Origin of the sequence: Saccharibacillus sacchari, assembly GCF_037722395.1 — a bacterium.
Taxonomy (GTDB): Bacteria; Bacillota; Bacilli; order Paenibacillales; family Paenibacillaceae; genus Saccharibacillus; species Saccharibacillus sacchari_A.
Genome location: NZ_JBBKAR010000033.1, coordinates 781,074 through 801,582, shown reverse-complemented (window position 1 = coordinate 801,582; position 20,509 = coordinate 781,074). Strand labels below are relative to the sequence as shown.

13 protein-coding genes are annotated in these 20,509 nt (G+C 53.5%); 1 reads left to right on the top strand and 12 read right to left on the bottom strand.

Annotated features, from left to right (window positions below; genetic code table 11):
- Window positions 1–3 precede the first annotated feature (3 nt).
- Window positions 4–876, bottom strand: a complete 873-nt coding sequence (locus WKI47_RS12420; protein WP_340227530.1) for a sugar ABC transporter permease — start codon at window positions 874–876, stop codon at window positions 4–6.
- Window positions 877–1,245: 369 nt separating this feature from the next.
- Here WKI47_RS12420 and WKI47_RS12415 point away from each other — a divergent pair, with 369 nt between their 5' ends.
- Window positions 1,246–2,133 carry a carbohydrate ABC transporter permease gene (locus tag WKI47_RS12415; protein ID WP_340227529.1) on the top strand — a complete coding sequence of 296 codons (888 nt, stop codon included), beginning with the start codon at window positions 1,246–1,248 and terminating at the stop codon, window positions 2,131–2,133.
- 125 nt (window positions 2,134–2,258) lie between these two features.
- Here WKI47_RS12415 and WKI47_RS12410 read toward each other — a convergent pair whose 3' ends face one another.
- From WKI47_RS12410 to leuD, 11 genes are all read right to left on the bottom strand, one after another.
- Complete coding sequence (locus tag WKI47_RS12410) at window positions 2,259–4,499, bottom strand: helix-turn-helix domain-containing protein (RefSeq protein ID WP_340227424.1); 2,241 nt, start codon at window positions 4,497–4,499, stop codon at window positions 2,259–2,261.
- 292 nt (window positions 4,500–4,791) lie between these two features.
- Complete coding sequence (msrA, locus tag WKI47_RS12405; protein WP_340227528.1) at window positions 4,792–5,691, bottom strand: peptide-methionine (S)-S-oxide reductase MsrA; 900 nt, start codon at window positions 5,689–5,691, stop codon at window positions 4,792–4,794.
- Window positions 5,692–5,845: 154 nt separating this feature from the next.
- Entirely contained in the window at window positions 5,846–6,694 is an 849-nt protein-coding gene (locus WKI47_RS12400; protein WP_340227423.1) for a S66 peptidase family protein, read from the bottom strand.
- A 252-nt stretch (window positions 6,695–6,946) separates the two neighbouring features.
- Window positions 6,947–9,364, bottom strand: a complete 2,418-nt coding sequence (locus WKI47_RS12395) for a putative bifunctional diguanylate cyclase/phosphodiesterase (RefSeq protein WP_340227422.1) — start codon at window positions 9,362–9,364, stop codon at window positions 6,947–6,949.
- Window positions 9,365–9,589: 225 nt separating this feature from the next.
- Window positions 9,590–13,429 (bottom strand): dynamin family protein, encoded by a 3,840-nt coding sequence (locus tag WKI47_RS12390; RefSeq protein ID WP_340227421.1) that lies wholly within the window; start codon window positions 13,427–13,429, stop codon window positions 9,590–9,592.
- A gap of 54 nt (window positions 13,430–13,483) precedes the next feature.
- Window positions 13,484–13,741, bottom strand: a complete 258-nt coding sequence (locus tag WKI47_RS12385) for a hypothetical protein (RefSeq protein ID WP_037293207.1) — start codon at window positions 13,739–13,741, stop codon at window positions 13,484–13,486.
- A 63-nt stretch (window positions 13,742–13,804) separates the two neighbouring features.
- Window positions 13,805–14,476: an endonuclease III gene (gene nth / locus WKI47_RS12380; RefSeq protein ID WP_340227420.1), complete on the bottom strand. Its 672-nt coding sequence runs from the start codon at window positions 14,474–14,476 to the stop codon at window positions 13,805–13,807.
- A gap of 136 nt (window positions 14,477–14,612) precedes the next feature.
- Window positions 14,613–17,354, bottom strand: a complete 2,742-nt coding sequence (locus tag WKI47_RS12375; protein ID WP_340227419.1) for an S-layer homology domain-containing protein — start codon at window positions 17,352–17,354, stop codon at window positions 14,613–14,615.
- Window positions 17,355–17,641: 287 nt separating this feature from the next.
- Window positions 17,642–19,051 (bottom strand): N-acetylmuramoyl-L-alanine amidase, encoded by a 1,410-nt coding sequence (locus WKI47_RS12370; RefSeq protein ID WP_340227418.1) that lies wholly within the window; start codon window positions 19,049–19,051, stop codon window positions 17,642–17,644.
- A 297-nt stretch (window positions 19,052–19,348) separates the two neighbouring features.
- Window positions 19,349–19,738 carry a DUF6037 family protein gene (locus WKI47_RS12365; RefSeq protein ID WP_340227417.1) on the bottom strand — a complete coding sequence of 130 codons (390 nt, stop codon included), beginning with the start codon at window positions 19,736–19,738 and terminating at the stop codon, window positions 19,349–19,351.
- 163 nt (window positions 19,739–19,901) lie between these two features.
- Window positions 19,902–20,504 carry a 3-isopropylmalate dehydratase small subunit gene (gene leuD / locus WKI47_RS12360; protein ID WP_340227416.1) on the bottom strand — a complete coding sequence of 201 codons (603 nt, stop codon included), beginning with the start codon at window positions 20,502–20,504 and terminating at the stop codon, window positions 19,902–19,904.
- Between the last annotated feature and the right edge of the window lie 5 nt (window positions 20,505–20,509).

Sequence of the window (20,509 nt, the reverse complement as noted above, 5' to 3'; positions counted from 1 at the left end):
CGGTCAATACACGCCGTCTTCCCCCATCTTTTTGGCAAGCCGGTTGGACAACATGACGAGCGCCAGTCCGACAACGCCTTTGAACAAACCGACGGTCGTACTGTAGCTGAGTTGACCGTTTTTAAGACCCGCCGTATAGATGTACGTATCGAAAATTTCCGCGACGTCGCGGTTGAGGGAATTCAGCAACAGATACATATGCTCGAAACCGAGGTCCAGCGTGCTGCCGATCTTCAGAATGAGCAACGTGATGATGACCGGACGAATCGCGGGCAGCGTGACGTGCCATGTTTTGCGCAGGCGCCCTGCTCCGTCCATCTCCGCCGCTTCGTACAACTGCGTATCGACGACGGTAATCGCGGCCAGATAAATGATCGTCGACCAGCCGAGTTCTTTCCAAATGATCTGTCCGATGTACACGGTACGCAGCCACTCCGAGGAGGTGAGGAAGCTGATCTTTGGTAGTCCCACCGCGGCCAGCAGCTCGTTCAATACGCCGCCGTCGACCGTCAGAAAGACATAAGTAATGGAAACGATGATAACCCAAGACATAAAGTGCGGAATGTAGATGATGGTCTGGATCGAGTTTTTGAAAAACTTGTGCCGAACTTCATTGAGCATGAGCGCGAGAATAATCGGTAGCGGGAAAAAGAAAACGATGTTCATCGCGAACAGGACTAACGTGTTGCGCAGCAGCATAAAGAAGGTAGGTTCCGTGAACAAGCGGACAAAGTGTTTGAGTCCTACCCATTCGCTGCCCATGATGCCTCGGTACGGCTGATAATCCTGGAAGGCAATGATCAGACCTCCCATCGGGAAATACTTGAATACGACGAAATAGAGAAAACCGGGCAGGATCATCAGATACAGCAGCATATGCTTGCGAACACCGAATCCGCGTTTGCGCACCGCCTGACGATCGTGCTTCAGCAGGGACGCATCGGACACGTTCACCGGCTTTGCCATCGTTAACCGACCTCACTCTCACTTTGAATTCCGATTGCTTTCCCAGCGTAAGCGAAGGGGGCGATTCCGTATATAATCATCACATGATAACGCTTGCAAATCGCCGCGGTTACGGGATTTTCCGTCAACGGAACGCTTCTGATGATTACTGTCAGGGCTGATGATTATCCGGTAAACAAAGCTTCAAAAGCCGATCATCTCATGCGCGGATTATATACGGAACGCAAGGCCGCTGGTATCGTGGAGATAGGCATTCAAGTCCATAAGGAGGTTCATATGATGGAGCATTCTTCTTCACGTCGCAAGCAAACGCTCGGCAGTCGGGTATTCAATATCGTCAACTATACGCTGCTGATCCTGATCGCGCTTATCTGTCTGCTGCCGTTCATTAACGTAATCGCCAGCTCGTTCGCATCCACTCAGGAGGTCGTATCCAAAAAGTTTATTTTGTTCCCGACCACATTCTCTTTGGATGCTTACCGCTATATTTTGTCCACGCCAACGATCTTCAAAGGACTCGGCGTATCGGTCGGCGTGACGCTGGTCGGAACGGTCGTGAGCATGGTGTTGACCGCACTTATGGCTTACGGGCTGTCGCGCAAGTATTTGAGAGGCCGGAACTTCATTAACTTTGTCGTCGTGTTTTCCATGTTGTTCAGCGGCGGTATGATCCCGACTTTCTTGGTGGTCAAAGGAACCGGGCTGATCGACTCGTACTGGTCCCTGATCCTCCCCGTTGCCGTCAACGCGTTCAATCTGATCATCATGCGGAACTTTTTCCAGGCGCTGCCTGACGAACTGGAGGAATCGGCAAAAATCGACGGCAGCAACGACTTCGGCATTTTCCTGAAAATCATGCTGCCGCTCGCGCTTCCGTCGATCGCGACCATCTCGCTGTTCTACGCCGTCACCTATTGGAACACGTATATGACGGCGATCTTGTATCTGACGGATTCCGTCAAATGGCCGATTCAGGTACTGCTGCGCCAGATCGTGATCGTATCGAGCGGCATGCAGGCGGAAGGCACGTCGGTCGACGTCATCCCACCCGCGCAAACGATCAAGATGGCCGTAATCGTGGTCGCGACGATTCCGATGCTGATCGCGTATCCGTTTGTGCAAAAGCACTTTACGAAAGGCGCGCTGCTCGGAGCGGTCAAAGGCTGATCGGTCGTCCGCAAGCGGTCGCACGCCTATCCGGTTATCCGCGTCCGTCTGGCGCTAGGCACGCCTGTAGCGAAACGAAGCCCCGTTCTTCTGTGGAACCACAGGAGCACGGGGCTTTTCGTGCGTCACACATTTTGCCTGAGCTTGCGGTATACGCCGGGAGTCACTTGTTCTTTTTTACGGAACGAACGAATAAAGTTTTGCGGATTGTGGTATTGCAGTCGTTCGGCGATCTCTTTTACCGTCTTGTCGGTCTCGGTCAGCCATTTTTTCGCCATGTCGAGCCGGTATCCCATCAAGTAGTCGCTGAAGGTGACCGAGAATTCCTTTTTGAAAATGCTGCTGAGATAGTTGGGATTGTAATGCAGTCTTTCCCCGATCATCTCCAGCGACAGCTCCTGATCGTACTCCTCATGCACAATATCGGCAATCGTTTGCGACAAGCAGCGGAATTGCTCGTTCGTTTTCTTTTCCATGCTGCGCACCATCGGGAAAATAACCTGCTCGACCAGTATGCGTTCCACCTCTTCGGGATTGCGGATACCGAGCAAACGATGGTACAACGCATGATTGTCGGCGGTTAGCAGCACTTCGATCCCGAGCAGCTGCTCCAGCTGGATCAGATTGTTGACCAGCCGGACGAGCATGACTTCCAGGTTCATCGAATTGCGGCTTTTTTTCATAAACTCGGCCAGAAGCGGATACAAAGCTGCGGACACCCGCTCCTCGTCGCCCAACCGAATCGCGTCGAACAGTCTGGATTCCAGCTCGGCTGGATAATGGAGCAGCAAAGGACCGGAAACGACCCCTGTGATATCCTCGTAAAAAATAATCGACTCTTTGCCCAGATTCAACCGTTGATGCAGCGCCTGTTTGCCCATCTCGCACGCTTCCTTGCTTTTGAGCAGTTTGGGATAGGCTCGGCTGATCCCGACGCTGACCGACAGCTTCAGATACTCTTTGACCGTCTTAACCATCAGCTTCGCGTAATCCAGCATTCGGCGCCGGACTTCCGGCTCTTCGATATCGTCGAACATCAGAATCGTCGCTTGGGTGTCATCGTTTAAAATAACAGGCAGCATCCGATGTCCCGCCGGAATGATCTCCTCCGCGATCTTGTTGACGGCGAGCAGCAGCACGTCCCGATCCGGCGTGTCGCGTTTGCCCACGTTATCGAGTTGAACAAGCATCGTTACGTATAGCCTGGAGCGACCTCCATCGTAGTTCAAACGGCGAAGTTGATGCTCCAGATCGTTGGCCGAAATCCGATTGCGGAATAAATTCAACACGAATTGCGTCTCCAATTGCGGCTGTTCGGCTTCCATCAGGCTTTCCAGACTCTGCTTCTCGCTTAACAATCGATTGATCGAAGAAAGAATCCAATCCACTTCGTTTTTGCCCGGCGAAGCGACATGATCAGGCAGGCTGTGGGTAATTTGGCGAATCGGTTTGGTAAAATGGGCAGCGATAACGTAGGCAACCACGGCGATCAGCAAAATCAACGCCAGCTCCATCGCCATCAAGCCGAATCTCGTCGCTTTTAATGCACCGGCGATTTCTTTTGGATCAAGCACGGTAAAATAAGTCCAATTGTTGTACGCAGAACGGGAGTAGATCAAATCGCCTTGAGCTTTGTTGTTTGCTTCTCCGTCGATCATGCCTTTTAGCTCGCCGTTTCCGGCAATTCGAGTCAGATTCGATCGTACGGCGTCATCCAACGGCGCATCCGGGTCGGTATCATACATCAAATCGCCTTGCTTGTTCAAAATGAACACCCGTGCGCCGTCCTCGCTGCGCAGCGTCCGCCCCAGCGTAGCCAAAGACAGATCCGATAGCGCTATCGCGTCTTTGTTGGTCGAAAAAGCGGGCAGCGTATTGACGAATCGAATCCCGCTTTCCGTTTTGATCCAGAACAGGCCCTTCTCCTGATTGTGGATGTACTGCTCATAAAGGCGTTCTTTCTCCTCAGCGCTGATATAGGATAACGTCCCGTTCGAAATCTTCCAATCCCGCTTGAGGCTGATCAGCGTATACTCGGCACCGTCCAGCCCCATCGTCGCGATGTAGTTCAATTGGGAGTTGACTTCCCGATACGCGACAAAATCGCGTTCGGTAATCGGGTTATCGACAACCTGATCGAAGGAAGTCGTTGTGCTATATGTATTGAAAGCGTATTCAATCGTACGTATTTTTTGTTCCAGATTATTTTTAATTTGGGTAATTGAATTTTGCTTTTCTTCGGCTACGCTATCGATGACCGAGCGAACCGTCTGAAAATACGTATAAATTCCAAAACTGACTGCCAAGCCGACGCCCAGCAAAAGGATTGGAATGAACGTTTTATAAAACATTCTTCCTTTTTTCATGGAATTCCTCCAACGTCTATAAGATTCTTCCATATTATAACGCTTAAAAGATAGAGGGGGAAGGTCTTAATTTGGCGGGGAAGCGCGGGACGCTACGGGAGAAATTCGTTTCGGTCGCGTGTTGTCCTTAGAAAGCGGGATTAAACTTTTATAATGTGGCTTTCCAAGGACAAAGGCGATCGCTAGCGCTCCTACACTGAATTTCTCCCTTCGCTAGCGACTTCCGCAAAGGATAAGACCGTTTGGGGGAGTAGTCAGGGAAAAGAAAGTGATTCAAGAAATCATAGCATTCTTAGTCCGCTTCTTCCCGGGGGATGAAGCGGAGAGCGGCGGAGTTGACGCGGTAATGGAGGCGGTCTTCGCCGGGGCCGTCGTAAAGAAGATAGCCGAGTTTGATGCCGGTCAAGCGGCTGACGAGCGCGGTTCGGATGTCGGTTCCGCCGCCGAGGGAAGCTTCGCGTTTGACAAGACGGCTGGAAGCGATCTTGGAGAAGGCGGGCCAGCCGTCGCCGGCGTCGTATTGGTGTTCGGCCTCGAACAAAAGATCGCCGCTCAAGCGGTCGACGTATCGGCCGGGACGGGTTTCGTTCCAGTACGCGTTATCGAACGCCGGTTCCATGTCGCCCAGCACCATGACGCGGTACTCCGTATCCGTCAGTTCGCGGCGCAAAGCTTCCCGATCGCGGTCGGTATCCCAATGGTCGCGGATAAACGCATCCCGGCCCGAATGTTGGCGATACAGGCGGTAATGGCCGAAGCTGCGTTTGTAGTATTCTTGATGCTCTTCTTCGGCGGGGTAAAAAGGACCGGCATCGAGAATTTCGGTCACGATTTTACTTTTGAACCGGCCGCTTTTTTGCACAGAACGTTTGGAGGCTTCGGCTTCTTGGCGCTGACGTTCCGAGGTAACGAAAATCGCGGTTCGGTACGAAGCTCCGCGATCCTGAAACTGTCCGTCGGCGTCGGTCGGATCGATCTGCTGCCAAAACAGGTCGAGCAGTCTGGTATATGGAAAAAGACGCGGATCGAACACAATTCGCACCGCTTCCGCGTGTCCCGTCGTCTCGCCCGCCACCTCGTCGTAGGTCGGATTTTCGGTATGCCCGCCGGTGTAGCCGGATACGACCGAAACGATGCCCGGCAGCTCGTCGAACGGCGATACCATGCACCAAAAGCAGCCGCCCGCGAAAATCGCCGTTTCGAAACCGGGCGTTTTCTCCGCAAAAAAGTCCGGCGCGACCGCAACGTTTTCCGCTTGGGCCGGCCGCGATTTTATTTGTTTTCTTCCGAATCGGCCGAACAACCGCTTGCCGCTTTTCAAATCGATTCCTCCTTTGGACGCCGCATCAGCCCAATACGACGCATTTTCCGTTTTCGCCATGTCCGATCTGACTGGATTTGACGATCGGCGTTCCCCGCTTGCCGGTCAATTCGATCAGCAGGTCGCGAATCAACCCAAACTCGCCCCGGCTTTCCAATTCGGTGAACGTTCCCAGCAAAATGCCCGAGCATTGCTCCAATGCCCCGGTCTGCGCCAGTTGCGACAATAACGAAGCGATGCGCGCCGCGCTGCCGCCGAGCGATTCGAGCAGCAACACTTTGCCCGTGAACGTCGGCCAATACGGCGTACCGGCCAGCTTGAGCAAACAACGCAAATTGCCGCCGACCGCATCGCCGTTCAGATCTTCTCCTTGCAAAAACTCAAAATCGAAATTGTACAAATCCGGCAACCCTTCGAAAAACGTCCGGTAAAAGTCTTCCTTTTGCCGCTCGGCTTGCGAAGAGATCAGGTTCATGACCCGGTAATGATAGGTGCGTATGCCGCTGCGGGCGACAACGGCGTTCAATACGGTCGACAGATCGCTCAGACCGAAAAATGCCGCCTGCGAATTCCGAATACGGTCGTAATCGAGAAAAGGCAAAATTTGATTGGCCGCATCGCCTCCCGAAATATCGAAGATGGCCGAAATGCGCGGATCGGCGAACAATCGGTTCAATTCGTCCGCTCGCTCTTGCGGCGTGCCGCCGAAAGGGCCGTTGCTCCGAAATAAGGCGCGCGCTTCTTCAACCTGCAATCCCCAGCTTTTCAACTGGGCGGCAAGGGCGTCCGTCCGACTTCGGTCTTCCGGCGCCAAGCCGTCCGAACAAGCGATCAAGGCGACGGTGTCGCCGGATTTCAATGTAAATGAAGACATGGAAACTCTCCTTTTATGCAAAGTCTGGGCAGAAGTTCGCGTTCCGGCGTTGAGCCTGACACGCACTCTCTGCGCTATCTGTATTTTACCGACTCCCGTTTGATTTGAAAGCCTTTTTTCGGAATCATTTTTTACGTTTTTCTATTATGAATTTTTCATTACCTTATTTTTATTTTTTATTGATCAAGATAAAAAAAGCCCCGAGACCGCGAACGGTCGACTCGGGGGTGGGATGACTGCATTTTTGATCGGTTACGAAACATAAGCATGATCCACTTGTTCCGCCGTAAGAGGACGACTGTAATAAAATCCTTGCACGTTGTAACACTGAAGCTCTTGCAGCAAAGCGACTTGCTCGCTGGTCTCGACGCCTTCGGCAATGATTTTCAGTCCTAACTGCTTCGCCATGGAGATAATCATTTCGGCAATCGCTTTGCTGTCTTTGTCGGTCGTGATTTTGCGGATAAACGAACGGTCGATTTTCAAGCAGCTGATCGGCAGGCTATGCAGGTAACTGAGCGAACTATACCCCGTACCGAAATCGTCCATCGAAACGGAAATGCCCGCGGCTTTGAGCTTGTCGAGAATCTCGATGACATGTTCTTCGTTGTGCATCATCGCGCTTTCGGTAATTTCCAGCTCAAGCAGATGCGCATCCAACTGCGTTTGTTCCAATGTTTCGATAATCGACTCGTAAATGTCCGGCTTCATCAAATGCACCTGGGAGATGTTGACCGCGATCGGCACGACAGGGCGTCCGACCTTTTGCCAATTTTTCGCTTGCATGCAGGCCGTACGCAGCACCCACTGTTCGATCGGAACGATCATGCCGGTTTTTTCCGCCAACGGGATAAAACGCAACGGCGAAATTTCTCCGTGAATCGGATGATCCCAGCGCAGCAGCGCCTCGTACCCGATCGCTTCGCCGTTGCGGATATCGAATTTCGGCTGATACATCAACCGAAGCTGGTTCAGTTCCACCGCCTGCTCCAGTTCCTGCTCCAGCCGGATTTCCTCCTGGCTGCTTTTGTCGCTTGCCGCATCGTAAAACCGGTACTGCGAGCTGCCGTTTTGCTTGGCGACGTACATCGCGGCATCCGCGTATTTGGTTAACAATTCGCTCGATAATCCGTCTTCCGGGTACCGGGCGATGCCGACCGAAGCGGACAATTTGACCGTATGCTTGCCGATCTCGAACGATTCGTTGAACCGATCGACGATATTGCCGGCCCATTTTTCGATTTCGGCGATTCGGCACACGCCCGGCAGAATGACGGTGAACTCGTCGCCGCCCATCCGGGCGATAAACGCGCTTGACGGAATGCTTTCTTTGATCACTTTGCCCGCATGTTTGATGACCAAATCGCCGAACGCATGGCCGAAAAAGTCGTTGACACGTTTGAAGCGATCCAGATCGACAAACAGCAACGTGAACGGTTCGGGCTTGCTTTCGCCGTAATTCGCGTAACGCTCCAGCGTATGCTCGAACGAACGGCGATTCGCCAGCCCCGTCAATTCGTCATGGTACGCAAGATGGCGGATCGTTTCCTGGTCGCGTTTGCGCTTGGTTACGTTTTTCGCCATGCTGTAAGCACCTATGACGCGGCGGTCCACGACGATCGGAAGCGAAGTGAGCGAATACGACTGGATGCCGCCGTCCATGCCTTTGAAATCGATCTCCGTCGTTCCCGGCCTTCCGCCCAGCACGATCTTCATATGCTCGGCTACGATACGTCTTTGCTCGCCGGAAAACAAATCGCTGAACTTCGCGCCAATCAACTTTTTGCCCATTTTTTTCGCGATCATTTCCGCTTGCTCGTTCATGCCGGTCACGATGCCCTGTTTGTCGAATTCCAGTACGCCGTCGGGGTTATGTTCATACAAGGAAATATAATGCTGCTCCCGTTCGCGGTGTTTGCGGGCTTGCAGCTTTTCGCGCGTACGCAAAAATTCGTCCGGGATCGCGACCAATCCGCAAACCACGGCCAGCATGACGATATAAGGAATCAGAAAAGCGCGCTTTTCGCCGATCTCTCCCGCTCGGTCATACACGTCCAAAGGAAGCACCGACAACACGCTCAAGATCGGAATGCCGAATAGCGCGACGCCGCACAATACGATCCCGAACATGTTCCAGCGGGAATGCAGCCCGTGTTCGCGGTTGCGGTTCGATAAAGCCAGCAACCTTAGCACCGCGAATCCCGCGCACAAAGCCAACCCCGTATTCAAAGCGATCAAATCCGGATTCCAAACGGCCAAATGGCCGAACAACAATACGACATTCACGTAATCGAAAACAAGAATGATCAGCGATACGAGCAGTCCTGTGAAAAAAAAGCGTGCAGATCCGCTCGGCTGTAAAATCGTATATCGCATAGCGAACGCCGTAGCTGCCAAACAGCCGATAATCGTAAAGACGATATGAATCAAATAATAGTCCCGGTTCACGACAATGGTCAACGACAAAGGCGCGACGATATGGTCGATGCTAAAAGCGAGCGTGCCCAGCAAAATCGCGAGCATCTGCCTTCTTTTGACCTTTTCCGTTCGAAGTTCAGAATCTTTCCAGGATGCTCCGTACGTAACAAGCACACATGCGGCGATTGATCCAAGCAGCGCAATCGTCAGATAGACCCCGTTCAGTGATAGGATTTGCAAGATGTCATTCATGATATTCTCTCCCGCCCGATTAACTTAGGGACCCGCTCGTGCCAACTGCATCAATATGACTACCGATAATGAGTCTTTTCTCATAAGAGTTACCCAGCAAACTCCTACCCGAAACCTGACGTACCCATAAAAAAAGGCAAGCAAGTGACAGATCGTTCCTGTCTTTGCAAGCCTAACATTTTAATGGAAAAATCATTTCCCGATTTTCCCGGTTTTTGCGGCAAGCTATTTTTCTGCATAAGCCGATCTTTGAATCACGACATCCAAACGGCTTTCGATCTGTTTCCACGAACCGATGTCCGGCGTTCCCGACAACGAGATCCGCATGCCGTCGGCCGCTTCTTCGACCTGATCAAGCAACTGCTCCGACCGAAGCTGCAATTTGCCGGACAGTTGCGTGCCGTAAAAGCTTTCGAACTCCGGCAAGCGCGACTCGGTAATATGCTGAAGCGCTTCTCTGAACGTTGCCAGCGAAGCTTCGCGCACCACATCGCGTCCGCGCTGCTCGAAAAAGGCTTTCGGGCTTTTGAATAACGGCCAAAGCGATCCCCAATCCAAAGCTCCGCCGAGCTGAACTTCGGAAATTTCCGGCGTTTGCCAAGGCTCGCTTTCATTTTGCTTGGGCAGGTCGAACGCAGCGCCAAGCCCATGCAGACGCTCGATCGCATCGTTCAAGCTTGCCGTCAGCATACGCTGACCGGCTTTTTCGATCCGAAGTCCGGTCGCAAGCAGCTCGTTTTCCGCTTCCCGGGCAACCATTCGCGACAGCTCCCGGCCGCAGGCCAAAAACGAAGCTTTCAAATCGCCGCTGCCCGCATGCAGGATCGCGGGATTGAAGCTTTCCGCAAACCAGGTGCCGAAACGAAGTTCAATCCGCTGCCGCACATGGAACAATAGCTCCCGGATTTCTCTCGACAACTCCGGCGCTTTGTCGGACGATCCGGCTGCGGCCACAATCGTTCGGGCTTCGGTCAATGCCGATTCCAGCTGTTCCAGACGCGTCCGGCGCTGCTGCTCGCCGTAAGCCGCCTCCTCGATCCAACCGCTAATCCTTTCTTTTGCCGCTTCGATCTCGCGATCGGCAGCCGCAGCGGCCAAACCGGCCAGTTCTTCCGCCGCAAAGTGCATCAGTTCGCGCTCGAAATCGTCAAAGCGATCCGTTAGGTCGGGTGCGGAAGATTCAGCTGTCGAAGCCTGCTTGCGGTCGAGCGCATTCAAGCTGGACACCGGATAAATCCGGGGTTGCAAAATGCCTTCGGCGCGCAGCCGTTCTTCCAAATGCGAGGTGACGCCCAGACATTCTTCTTCCGAATCGGCCAAATCGGCGGCATTGACGATAAAGAACGTTTTATCGACGCTGTCGCTGCCTTTCACGCGTCCGAGCTGCGCCAAAAATTGACGGTCGGCGCGCGAAAAAGCATGGTTGTAGTAGGTAACGAACACCAGCGCGTCCGCGTTTTTCATATAGTCGAACGTCACGCCCGTATGGCGGGCATGCACCGAATCGGCTCCCGGCGTATCGACCAACACGATGCCCTGACGCGTCCAAGCGGAATCGATATACAGATCGATGCGTTTGACGAAGCACGCGCGACTTTCGTCCGCCGCGTACAACCGGAACTCTTCGCTTCCCGTCAGCATTTCCGTGCCGAGCAAAGGCTCCGCCCGGTCGAAGCCGACGTCGGCGGCGCGCAGGAAGCTGTAATGCGCCCGTCCCGACGGATGGATGCGTTCCGGCGTCAGCGCGCGCACTTCCGCGCGCCAGCGTCCAAGCGACGGGTCCCGCAGACCCAGCAGCTCGCAAGCGTCCGCGAGATCGCCCAGCAGCTCTTCGCTGCTTTTCATCACGATCAGCGCTTTGCCGTGGTCTTCGGCGCGTTCCGGCGCCATGATCCGGTTGATTGCCGCCGTCGTCGGATGCGGGGATACCGGCAGGTAGTAATCGCCCAGCAGCGCATTGGCGAACGACGATTTGCCGGCGCTGAACGCGCCGAACAAAGCCAGCGTGAAACGGCCGCCTCTAAGCGACGCTTCCCGTTCGCGCATGGCGCGCAGCGTCGAACCGAAAGCCGGCAGCGGCTCTAGCGCCTGCACGGCTTCGTTCAAACGCTCCGCCGCCGCTTGCAAAATGCCGAGGCGGCCGGAGACGGAAGCCGTCTCCGGTGCAGAACGGCGTGACGCGGCTTCGTCTTCAACCGCTTCGCCGGAAATACCGTCGGCGGATTCGGATGCCTCCGACCCGCCGACCGGATGCGCCGCCATCTTCCTATCGGCGCTACTCGCTGCGCCGGAAGACCCGGCGCGCACATCCTGAAGCTGCGCCTTTCCGCCGGTTCCGGCGTCATCACGGGCTTGCTCGGCCGACTCTGCGAGGTCGGCAAACCATGCTTGCGGAACCGTCATCCGTTCCGCCGGCTGCTGCCCGGCTTCGCCGAGCAATGCCGCCAGCTCCGCCTGGCGCAGATCCAGCGCTTCGCGGACTTCGCGCCTGCGGCGCGCTTTGTCCGCGAGCGCGGAAGCGACCGCAATCCGCTGCTCCAGCTCAGCGCGCTTCTCCGCATCCTGCGGCTCCCGGCTCTCCAGCAGCCGGTCGGCGAATTCCAAAGCCGCCCTGCGGAAGCGGCCGAGCGCGTCGGCGCGCAGATCGCCGGTGAAATTCATGACGTACTCCGGCGATAACCGGACATCGGGCTTGAGCCGCCCGGAGATCCAGGCGCTTTCCACGCGCGGCAAAGCTTGCTCCAGCTGCGCTTCCCGATCGCCGTCCCATACGCCGATCTCGCGCCCGAAAGCGCGCAAGCGCTCGCGCACATGCACGTCGAGTCCCGCTTCCACCCGTTCCGAAAAGTCGGAAGCCACATGCCGAAGACGGTCTTCGCGCTCTTTTTCCGTCCGTTTTTTCGAACCGAACAGCCCGCCGGCGCGGAAACCGGGCGCCGTGGATTCCAGATAGCCTTGAACCAAGTCGCGCAGCGACGCCGGCATGATCGGGGCGTTATCGAGTATGCGGCCGATATCGGCCATCAAGCGATCCCGAAGCAGCGCTCCTCCGCCCAGCAATTCGATTTGCTCGGACTGAAGCGCTTGCAAAGTTGCTTCCGCGCCATATTCAAGTTCGGCTTCTTCTTCGGTCAGCGCCGCGGCTTCTTCAGGTCGGGTTTCCCGCTCGCGCAGCAGATGCCGTTCGACCAAGTCGCGGGCAGCCAAGCCGATGCCCCGTTCCAGCAAGGGTTCCCGGCGATCCAACAAATGCCGGATCAAGACCGGAAGGCGCTGCCAGTCGCTTAACGGATGAACGGGATGCTTGACCGACACATACAGGATTCCCGCGGCTTCGATCTGCCAATCCGCAAACGTACGCTCCACCGTTTGTTGGTAATGCGCAAACGGCAGTTCTTGTTCCCGATGCTTATCGACTTGATTCACGATCAAAACGAGCGGCTTGCCCAGATCGGATAAACTTTTGGCAAAAGCTAAATTGGTTTCCGATTGAACATGGTTATAATCCATCACATAGAATACGACATCCGCCAAATGCAGGGCCGCATCGGTTGCCGAAGCATGGGCCGCATCGGTAGAATCGACCCCCGGTGTATCCAGAAAGGCTCCGCCGCGTTGCAGCAACGGAATATCTCCCCAAATTTCCACCGTGGCATAAGCTTCCCCGTCTTTGCAATACTTGGCCAACGCTTCTTCCATCTCTTCGGGTGCCAGCACCAGCTTCCGCTGTTCTGAAGCGGAATCTACATTAGCCTCCTGCTTATCCCCCGCTTCGAAGGTTGGATGCAACGTGATCTCGGCACGGCGTTCTCCGCTTCGGATAATGGCTGCATTGGCTGTCGTCGGAAGCGGGCCGGATGGCAACAAAGGTCCTCCGCATAAAGCATTGATCAAGCTCGACTTTCCGGCCGAGAAATGTCCGAGAAAAGCAAGCGTCAGTTCTTTTTGTTCCCATTTGTGCTCAAGCTGGCCGATCTTGGCTGCTATTTTAGGATCTTCATATGAAATTAGAGCGGCACGCAGCCGCTCTAATGTTTTGTGCAGATCCCTGGAATTCATTGTCATGTCCGCCATATGCTCCTCCAGGTTCAGCGCCGTTTCAACGTTCGCAAGCGAAACTTAAACGGACGGGATGAAAATTTCGAAAATTTTTCCGTGCTGCAAAATCGTGATGTTGCGTTTTTTGTCGCGCATAACCACGACTTCCGGTTTTACACGCATTTGTTCGATGTACTCTTCGGGAATCTCGGTCACGAGGCCGACCGTTACGCCTTCGATTTCCGTGTCTTCGTTCTCGGGAATATCGCTGACGAGTATTTGCTCGAAGATATCCGAAAATTTCTCGAACTCATTGGTATATACCGTTACGCATTTCATGTTTTCCATCATGTTTTCCATGTTTTCCATCCTGTCCATCCTCTTTTTGTGTAATTTTAGTCTTTAACTTGATTTTCGCGCTCGACGTACCGTTGACGTCTTCATCCGTCTTTTGCCTTCTTTGCACACATCAAGCAACGGACATACTTGGCAGTTCGGTGATTGCGCCTTGCAGTGGTAACGACCGAAAAAGATCAGACGGTGATGCGTAAGGGTCCATTCGTCCTTCGGCACCTTTTTCATCAGCTTCTTCTCGACTTCAAGCACAGAGTCGTCCTCTGCCGCCAGACCCAATCGCTTCGATACGCGCTCGACATGGGTATCCACCGCAATGGCCGGCATATCGAAAGCATTCGACACGACGACATTGGCTGTTTTCCGGCCTACGCCGGGCAGCTTGACCAGTTCGTCGTGAGCACTCGGAACTTCGCCTCCATATTGCTCGATCAACAAATGGCAAAGACTTTGAATATGCTTGGCTTTGTTCCGGTACAGTCCGATCCGGCGAATATCCTGTTCCAGCTCTTCACGGGGTACGGCGATATAATCGGCCGGTGCCTGATATTTCTGGAACAGATCTTTTGTCACCTTATTAACCGTAACATCCGTACACTGAGCTGACAACAGCACCGCGATTGTCAATTCAAACGCGTTGCCGTAATCCAGCTCGCAACGGGCGTCCGGATACATGCCAGCAATCGTGTCCAGAATATGTCTGACCTTCGCGTTTGTCATGGCTCAATCCTTCTTCCGCGCCGCGATTACGAGGCTTGGCCGTAGAAGCCCGATCTCAAAGACAAACCGGCCAGTGCGAACGATAAGGTTCGCACTGAGCCGGCCTGACCGTACCCGGCAATAGCCGGACGGAAATCTATTGCTTCACGAGCTCGTAAACGACGTTGTTATTCAGATACAATACGATTTTATCATCTCCGGCGAGTGATTGCACGCTGATATTCGTTGTTCCTTGGTGAATCCAGGCATCCGGAGCCAATTTGAAGGTATTTGCCTCCGATGATCCCGGCGTAATCTTCACGAATACCGTCTGGGTCAGCGCGTCGTATTTCCAGAAACTTTTGCTCAAAGCTTGGAAGACCGTGAACGATGTGCTTCCGTCCGGTTGAACGTTGGCCTGGACATGCTGCCCGGCCGAAAGGGTTCCGATTCCCGATACGACCGTTCCGTTTTGAGTAACGGTCAGCGGGGAAGTCGCTGCGGTATAGGTCCGTGTCGCTCCCGAGGAAGTCAGTACAGTCACGGTACGGGCAGCGGTATCCACACTTTGGACCGAACCGATAACGCTGTCCGAGATCCGAACTTTCGATACGTCCGGGCCGCTGAAGGTCACGTCTACCAGGCCACCGATTGTCAGACCTGCATAACCGACTTGCGCGCCCTGTACGTTTTGAATAAGCTTGTCATCTACATACAGGCTGTTTGTGATTCCGCCTTGTTCTACGGTCAACCGGCTGCTTGTTGGCGTTGTAGCCGATATACGGAATTGTTTCGTCGTCTGCACCGCAACGGATTGCAAGGCAACCCGATCGGCGTACAGAGAGGCCACGACGCGGTCTCCGGTCTTCACATTCGCCATTGTCGCATTGTTCGTGCCGTACACCTGAACCACGGTTCCGGTCGTGCCGTAAGGCAGCTTGACGCTCGTTCCATTATCCAGCTTCAACGTCAGCGACAACGACGCGGCATTGACCTGCTCGACCGTGCCTTCGTATTTGTACACGATCTCCATTGACAGCAAGCGACTATTCACGGCGGTCAGATTAAGCCCGCGCCCTTTGATCAACAATGGCTCGATGCCTTTCAGCGTCGGAGTCGTCGTATTGTAGGCCAGTTTCGTATTGGCATCCAGGGTGAAGGCATAAGGCTTACCCGCTGAATCGATAACGGCCAGCACGCCTGTCGCCGAGTCATAGGAGCTGACCGTCGCAAACGCAAGCTGGGTCGCTTCGCGATCCCGCACGACGATCTGGGTCACTTCGCCAGCACCGTTCAAGGTTAATATGACACGGTCACCCTGTGTCTTGTCGGCAATCAGATCGGCTAACGCAGCCGTTTTTCCGTCGACAACCACAACAGCGTTATCCGCTACCAATTTCACTTCAAGCGCACCCGAATCCGTTTTATAGGTGAGTGTCGAGCCGTCAGCGGACGTTTGGTACAACGATGCCGTCACCGTACGCTCCACGCTCTCTGTCACTTCGATCGTGCGAATCGCGTTATTTTCGATCGTATAGCCGACTTTGCTGCCGACTTTAAGATCCGCTACGCTTAAAATTTCATTTTGGTAGCGAATAATCGTTGTAGAATCAAGCTTGTACTGTTCCGAGATCCCTGTTGAAGCATTGAAGGTCACTGTACCGGAAGTCGTATCGACCGCCGTGATCGTACCCGTATCTTTTTTGCTCACATTGCCCGAAGTCACTTGAACAGTCAGGATTTTGCCTGCGCCGGAATACGTTTCTTTCAGAAGCGAGATGCGGCTGCCTGCGCTAATGCTTTTCGGATCGATCTTATTGCCGTTTTGGTCCAGGAAAACCGTCTCTGCATCATATTCGTATTTCGGATAATCGCTCTCTGTTCTCATGAACAGCGTATTCGTGCCTGTGACCCGATCGAATTCTCCCGTGATTGTCTCGACCTGGGCTTTGGCATCGACAATTTCCACGTAAGCAGCTTGCCCACCCGTTCCTGCGGCCATGACCCGCGTATACAGCTGCACGGACGAGACAGGCACTTTCGCGTCGGAATCGGCGGCGAAGACTGCCGTACCTGCGCCGAGTGTATACGTAGTGTTTGTCCCATTGGCATAAAGCGTTAGGGAATTAGCTGTCAGACCCGTTACGATTCCTGTTGTCATTCCTGCATATGTAGGCGTGATATACGCTTCTGCACGGCTGAAAAACGTCGCCATTTGCGCACGAGTCACCGAACCTGCCGGATTGAACTTATTGTTCTCGACGCCTTGAGCGATTCCAAGCTTAACCGCTGTGCTGACATAGCCTACGCTTGCTTTGGCAATGTCGCCATTATCGGCAAATGCCGTAGCTTCGGTCGAGGCCAATGCTTCGGACTCTTTTCCGATAGCACGTACGAGAATTTTGGTTACCCATTCACGGCTGGCTGCTTGGGTGCCCCAGGCTTTGCCGTCGATGTCTTTTTCTTCGCCGGACTTGATCAGCCCTTTATCGAGCGCAAGATCGACGTAAGGTTTGAAATAATTACTCACGGTAAGCCCTTCAGGCAGCACGGCTGCTTCCGCTGTTCCCAGCTCGCTTTCCGCTCCCGCAAAACGAATCGCCATCGTGATGGCTTCTTGGCGCGTAATGTTGTCGGCTGGCTTAAACTGACCATTTTGCCCAAGAACGATCCCCTGCGCGGCCAGCTTGTAGATATGTTTTTCGGCCCAGTAGCCGGATTTCACATCGCTAAAACCTGTGGCTGCCGTCGTCGTAGCGGTGGCCGCGACGGGTGCTGACGTTGTCGTTTCGGCTGCCAACGCCAGCGAGCCCCCGCCCGCTCCCATCATTACGGCCAAAACGGCCGGAACCACTTTTTTCATTTTGAATACTCCGTTATTGTATTTAAACTGCTGCATATTCGTTTATCCCCTTTCCTTTCTTCCAAGCGATTAGGACGTGTTTGAAAACTCAACGATGTGCATCTTTTACCGCCTTTTCGCCCGCCACGGCGTCACGGTTTCTTGACGTGCCCCGGCACGACTGCGAAACCCTTCCTTGTTGCAAACGAAAATTCGGCAAAATCTGCTTCCTTCGGAGTTTTCAAACACGCCCTAAGCTCTAAACAAAACATTCGCCGCCGGCGCTCTTATTCCTGCCGGCGGCGAATGTATGAAATAATCGTAACTTTTAAGCGTCGATCCCTTTATACTCCCAGATACTCAAGCAATCCTTTGGCAATGGCCTCAGCAACTTTTTGTTGGAAAGCTTCATTTTTCAGCTGTGCCGCATCTCCCGCATTGCTCACGAATCCGATCTCCAGCAGCGCTGCCGGCATGGTCGTTTCGCGGATGACATGGAAATTGCCATATTGAACCTTGCGGTCTTTAAACCCGGTAGCCGCAAGAATATACTTATGCAGTATGGTGGCCAGCGATTTGCTGCCGTCTCGTTGGTAATACGTTTCGGTTCCGCTCGCAGCCGCCGAACCGCTGTTGTTGTGAATCGAAACGAACACGTCTGCGTTAACATTCTGCGCCACCCGCACACGTTCCTTCAGTTCCAGGAATGTGTCGTCGCTACGCGTCATTACGATATCCACGTTCGAATTCTTTTTCAAAATGGCTTCAACCTTGAGCGCGATGCCCAGATTGATGTCTTTTTCCCGGATACTGTTGCCTACGGCGCCAGGGTCCTGGTTGCCGTGTCCCGCATCGATCACGATCACTTTTTTGCCGTTGCCGCCCACGTTGGTGTTCGGCGCCGACACTTTGTCCAAGGCTACGAAAACAGACGTTCCCTCTTTGGAAAGCTTATACGTATTCGCGCTTTTCAGATCGATCACGACTTGAACAGTGTTCGGATTGGATTTGGGAATGAAGTAGCGAATCTGTGAGACATTGTCCGCATTGTCTGCCGAGATTGTCCCTACGTCGCCGACACTCATGCCGCTTCCGATCGCCGGACCGAAGCCCGTGTTCGATAACTCCAGCAAAATGCGGTTTGGACCGGCAAGCACGGAGTCTTTCACGCTTACGTTCTTATCCGTAGTCACCATCAGCCGATTGTCGCTGAAGCTGATAGCCTGAAGCACAGCCAGATTGCCGACCGGCGTCGTTACGGGAGTCAGCGTTCCGCTATCCGATGTGCCCGGAGTCGTAGCGCCAACCTGACTTCCCACCGGATTTCCCGAAGTAAACAGGGAAACCGTTTGTGCGGCGTTGTCCCACTTGACCTGAAGTCCCATCTGCGCGCTTACGAAGCGCAGCGGCACGTAGGTCGTTTGCTTCTGAGCCATGGCCGGCTGGGTTAGGGAAACAAGTGCCCCGTTTACAGAAGCCATACCCTGGTTAATGGTGAGTACGACGGTATCTGCACCGCTGCCGATGGTCACCTGCTGCGCTGACTGGTTCCACTCGACCTTATAACCCAGTTCTTCGGAAACGACCCGGATCGGAACCATCGTAGTCTGATTAACCGTGAGCACGTCTGCGTTGGCAAGCTCCCGATTATCCAGCACGATTTTGGTTCCCGATGAGGCCGCTTGTCCCGTATGCGGGAGCAAGAACATCAGCATCAGGACTGCCATGACTGTTGTTAACACGTACTTTTTCATTCATCCACCTCTAAATTCTTCGCTTTTTTCGTCGGACTTAGATTCTACTCGGGCTTGCTCCCAAACGCCTTTCGAACTATTCCGAACTATTGACATCCCAACAGTTGCCTACGTTAGCTTAGACGCGGACTTTTTTCGAAAGTTGCGGCATTTATTGCAATTTTGTCATCAAATCCTGGAGTTGTGCCATGAGAAGCGGATTTCTTACGCACAGCAAATTCCTATTCTTCTTATCGGCATTGCTCGTATGTAAAACGTAGAGTTTGAACAAAAAACCTGATGGTTTTTTGTGTTTTTTTATCCACGCAGAACTTGTTGCTCGATCTCCGACTTGTCCTCCAACACTTGAATCGGAATAAAATCCGCAAATCGCTCGTAAAGATCCCGAAAAACCTCGCCCAAATTTTCCGTATACTCAATATCGAAATAATTTCTCATCGCACGCGCGTCCAGCATGAACTGCCACTTCGTGGCGGGTACAGCCAACCGATCGCGAAGCTTGCCGACCCGTAAAAACTCCAGTTGCATCAGCGCTTCAGGTGGCTTTTTCTCGCCTTTTGCATAAGGTTTGACCAAAACCACGTACTGTTGCTTATTATAGCCGAACAAAAAAGAGTCAACCGGGCACTTTTTTTTCTTCATATCCTTTTTCAACTGTTCCAGATTACCAAATAACGATGAGTTCATCCCTTCCTCCTCAATCCTATCCCTGTTGAAAACCCTCACTTATTATAAAACGAAGTCCCGCATTCTTCCAACCCTTTGTTATCCGCGTCAACCCAAAGCAAAAAGCACCGCTCCCTAACCGGGAAGGCGGCGCTTAGAAAACTCGACTCTAAATCATACAAGATTAAGCATATACCCGCTCGGAGCGCTTTGCTTCGTATGCCGAGATGGCATCTTCATGCTGAAGCGTCAGACCGATATCGTCCAGGCCTTGCAGCAGGAACTGGCGACGGTGCTCGTCCAGATCGAATTCGATTTTCAGCCCGTGGCCGTCTGTAAGAACTTTGTTCTCCAGATCGACATTCAGGCGATAGCCTTCATGCTCAGCCGTACGCGCGAACAGATCCTGCACTTGCTCTTCGGACAGCTTGATCGGCAAAATACCGTTCTTGAAGCAGTTGTTGTAAAAGATGTCGGCGAACGACGGCGCGATCACGCAGCGGAAACCGTAGTCCATGATTGCCCAAGGTGCGTGCTCGCGGGACGAACCGCAACCGAAATTGGCACGGGAGATCAGCACTTCCGCTCCCGTGTAACGCGGCTTGTTCATCTCGAACGAAGGATTCACCTCGCCCGCTTCGTCGAAGCGCCATTCGAAGAACAGGAACTGGCCGAAGCCGGTCCGTTCGATACGCTTCAGAAACTGCTTGGGAATAATGGCGTCTGTATCGACGTTAACCCGATCCACCGGGGCAACGAGTCCGTTTAATTGTTTGAATGCTTCCATATAAA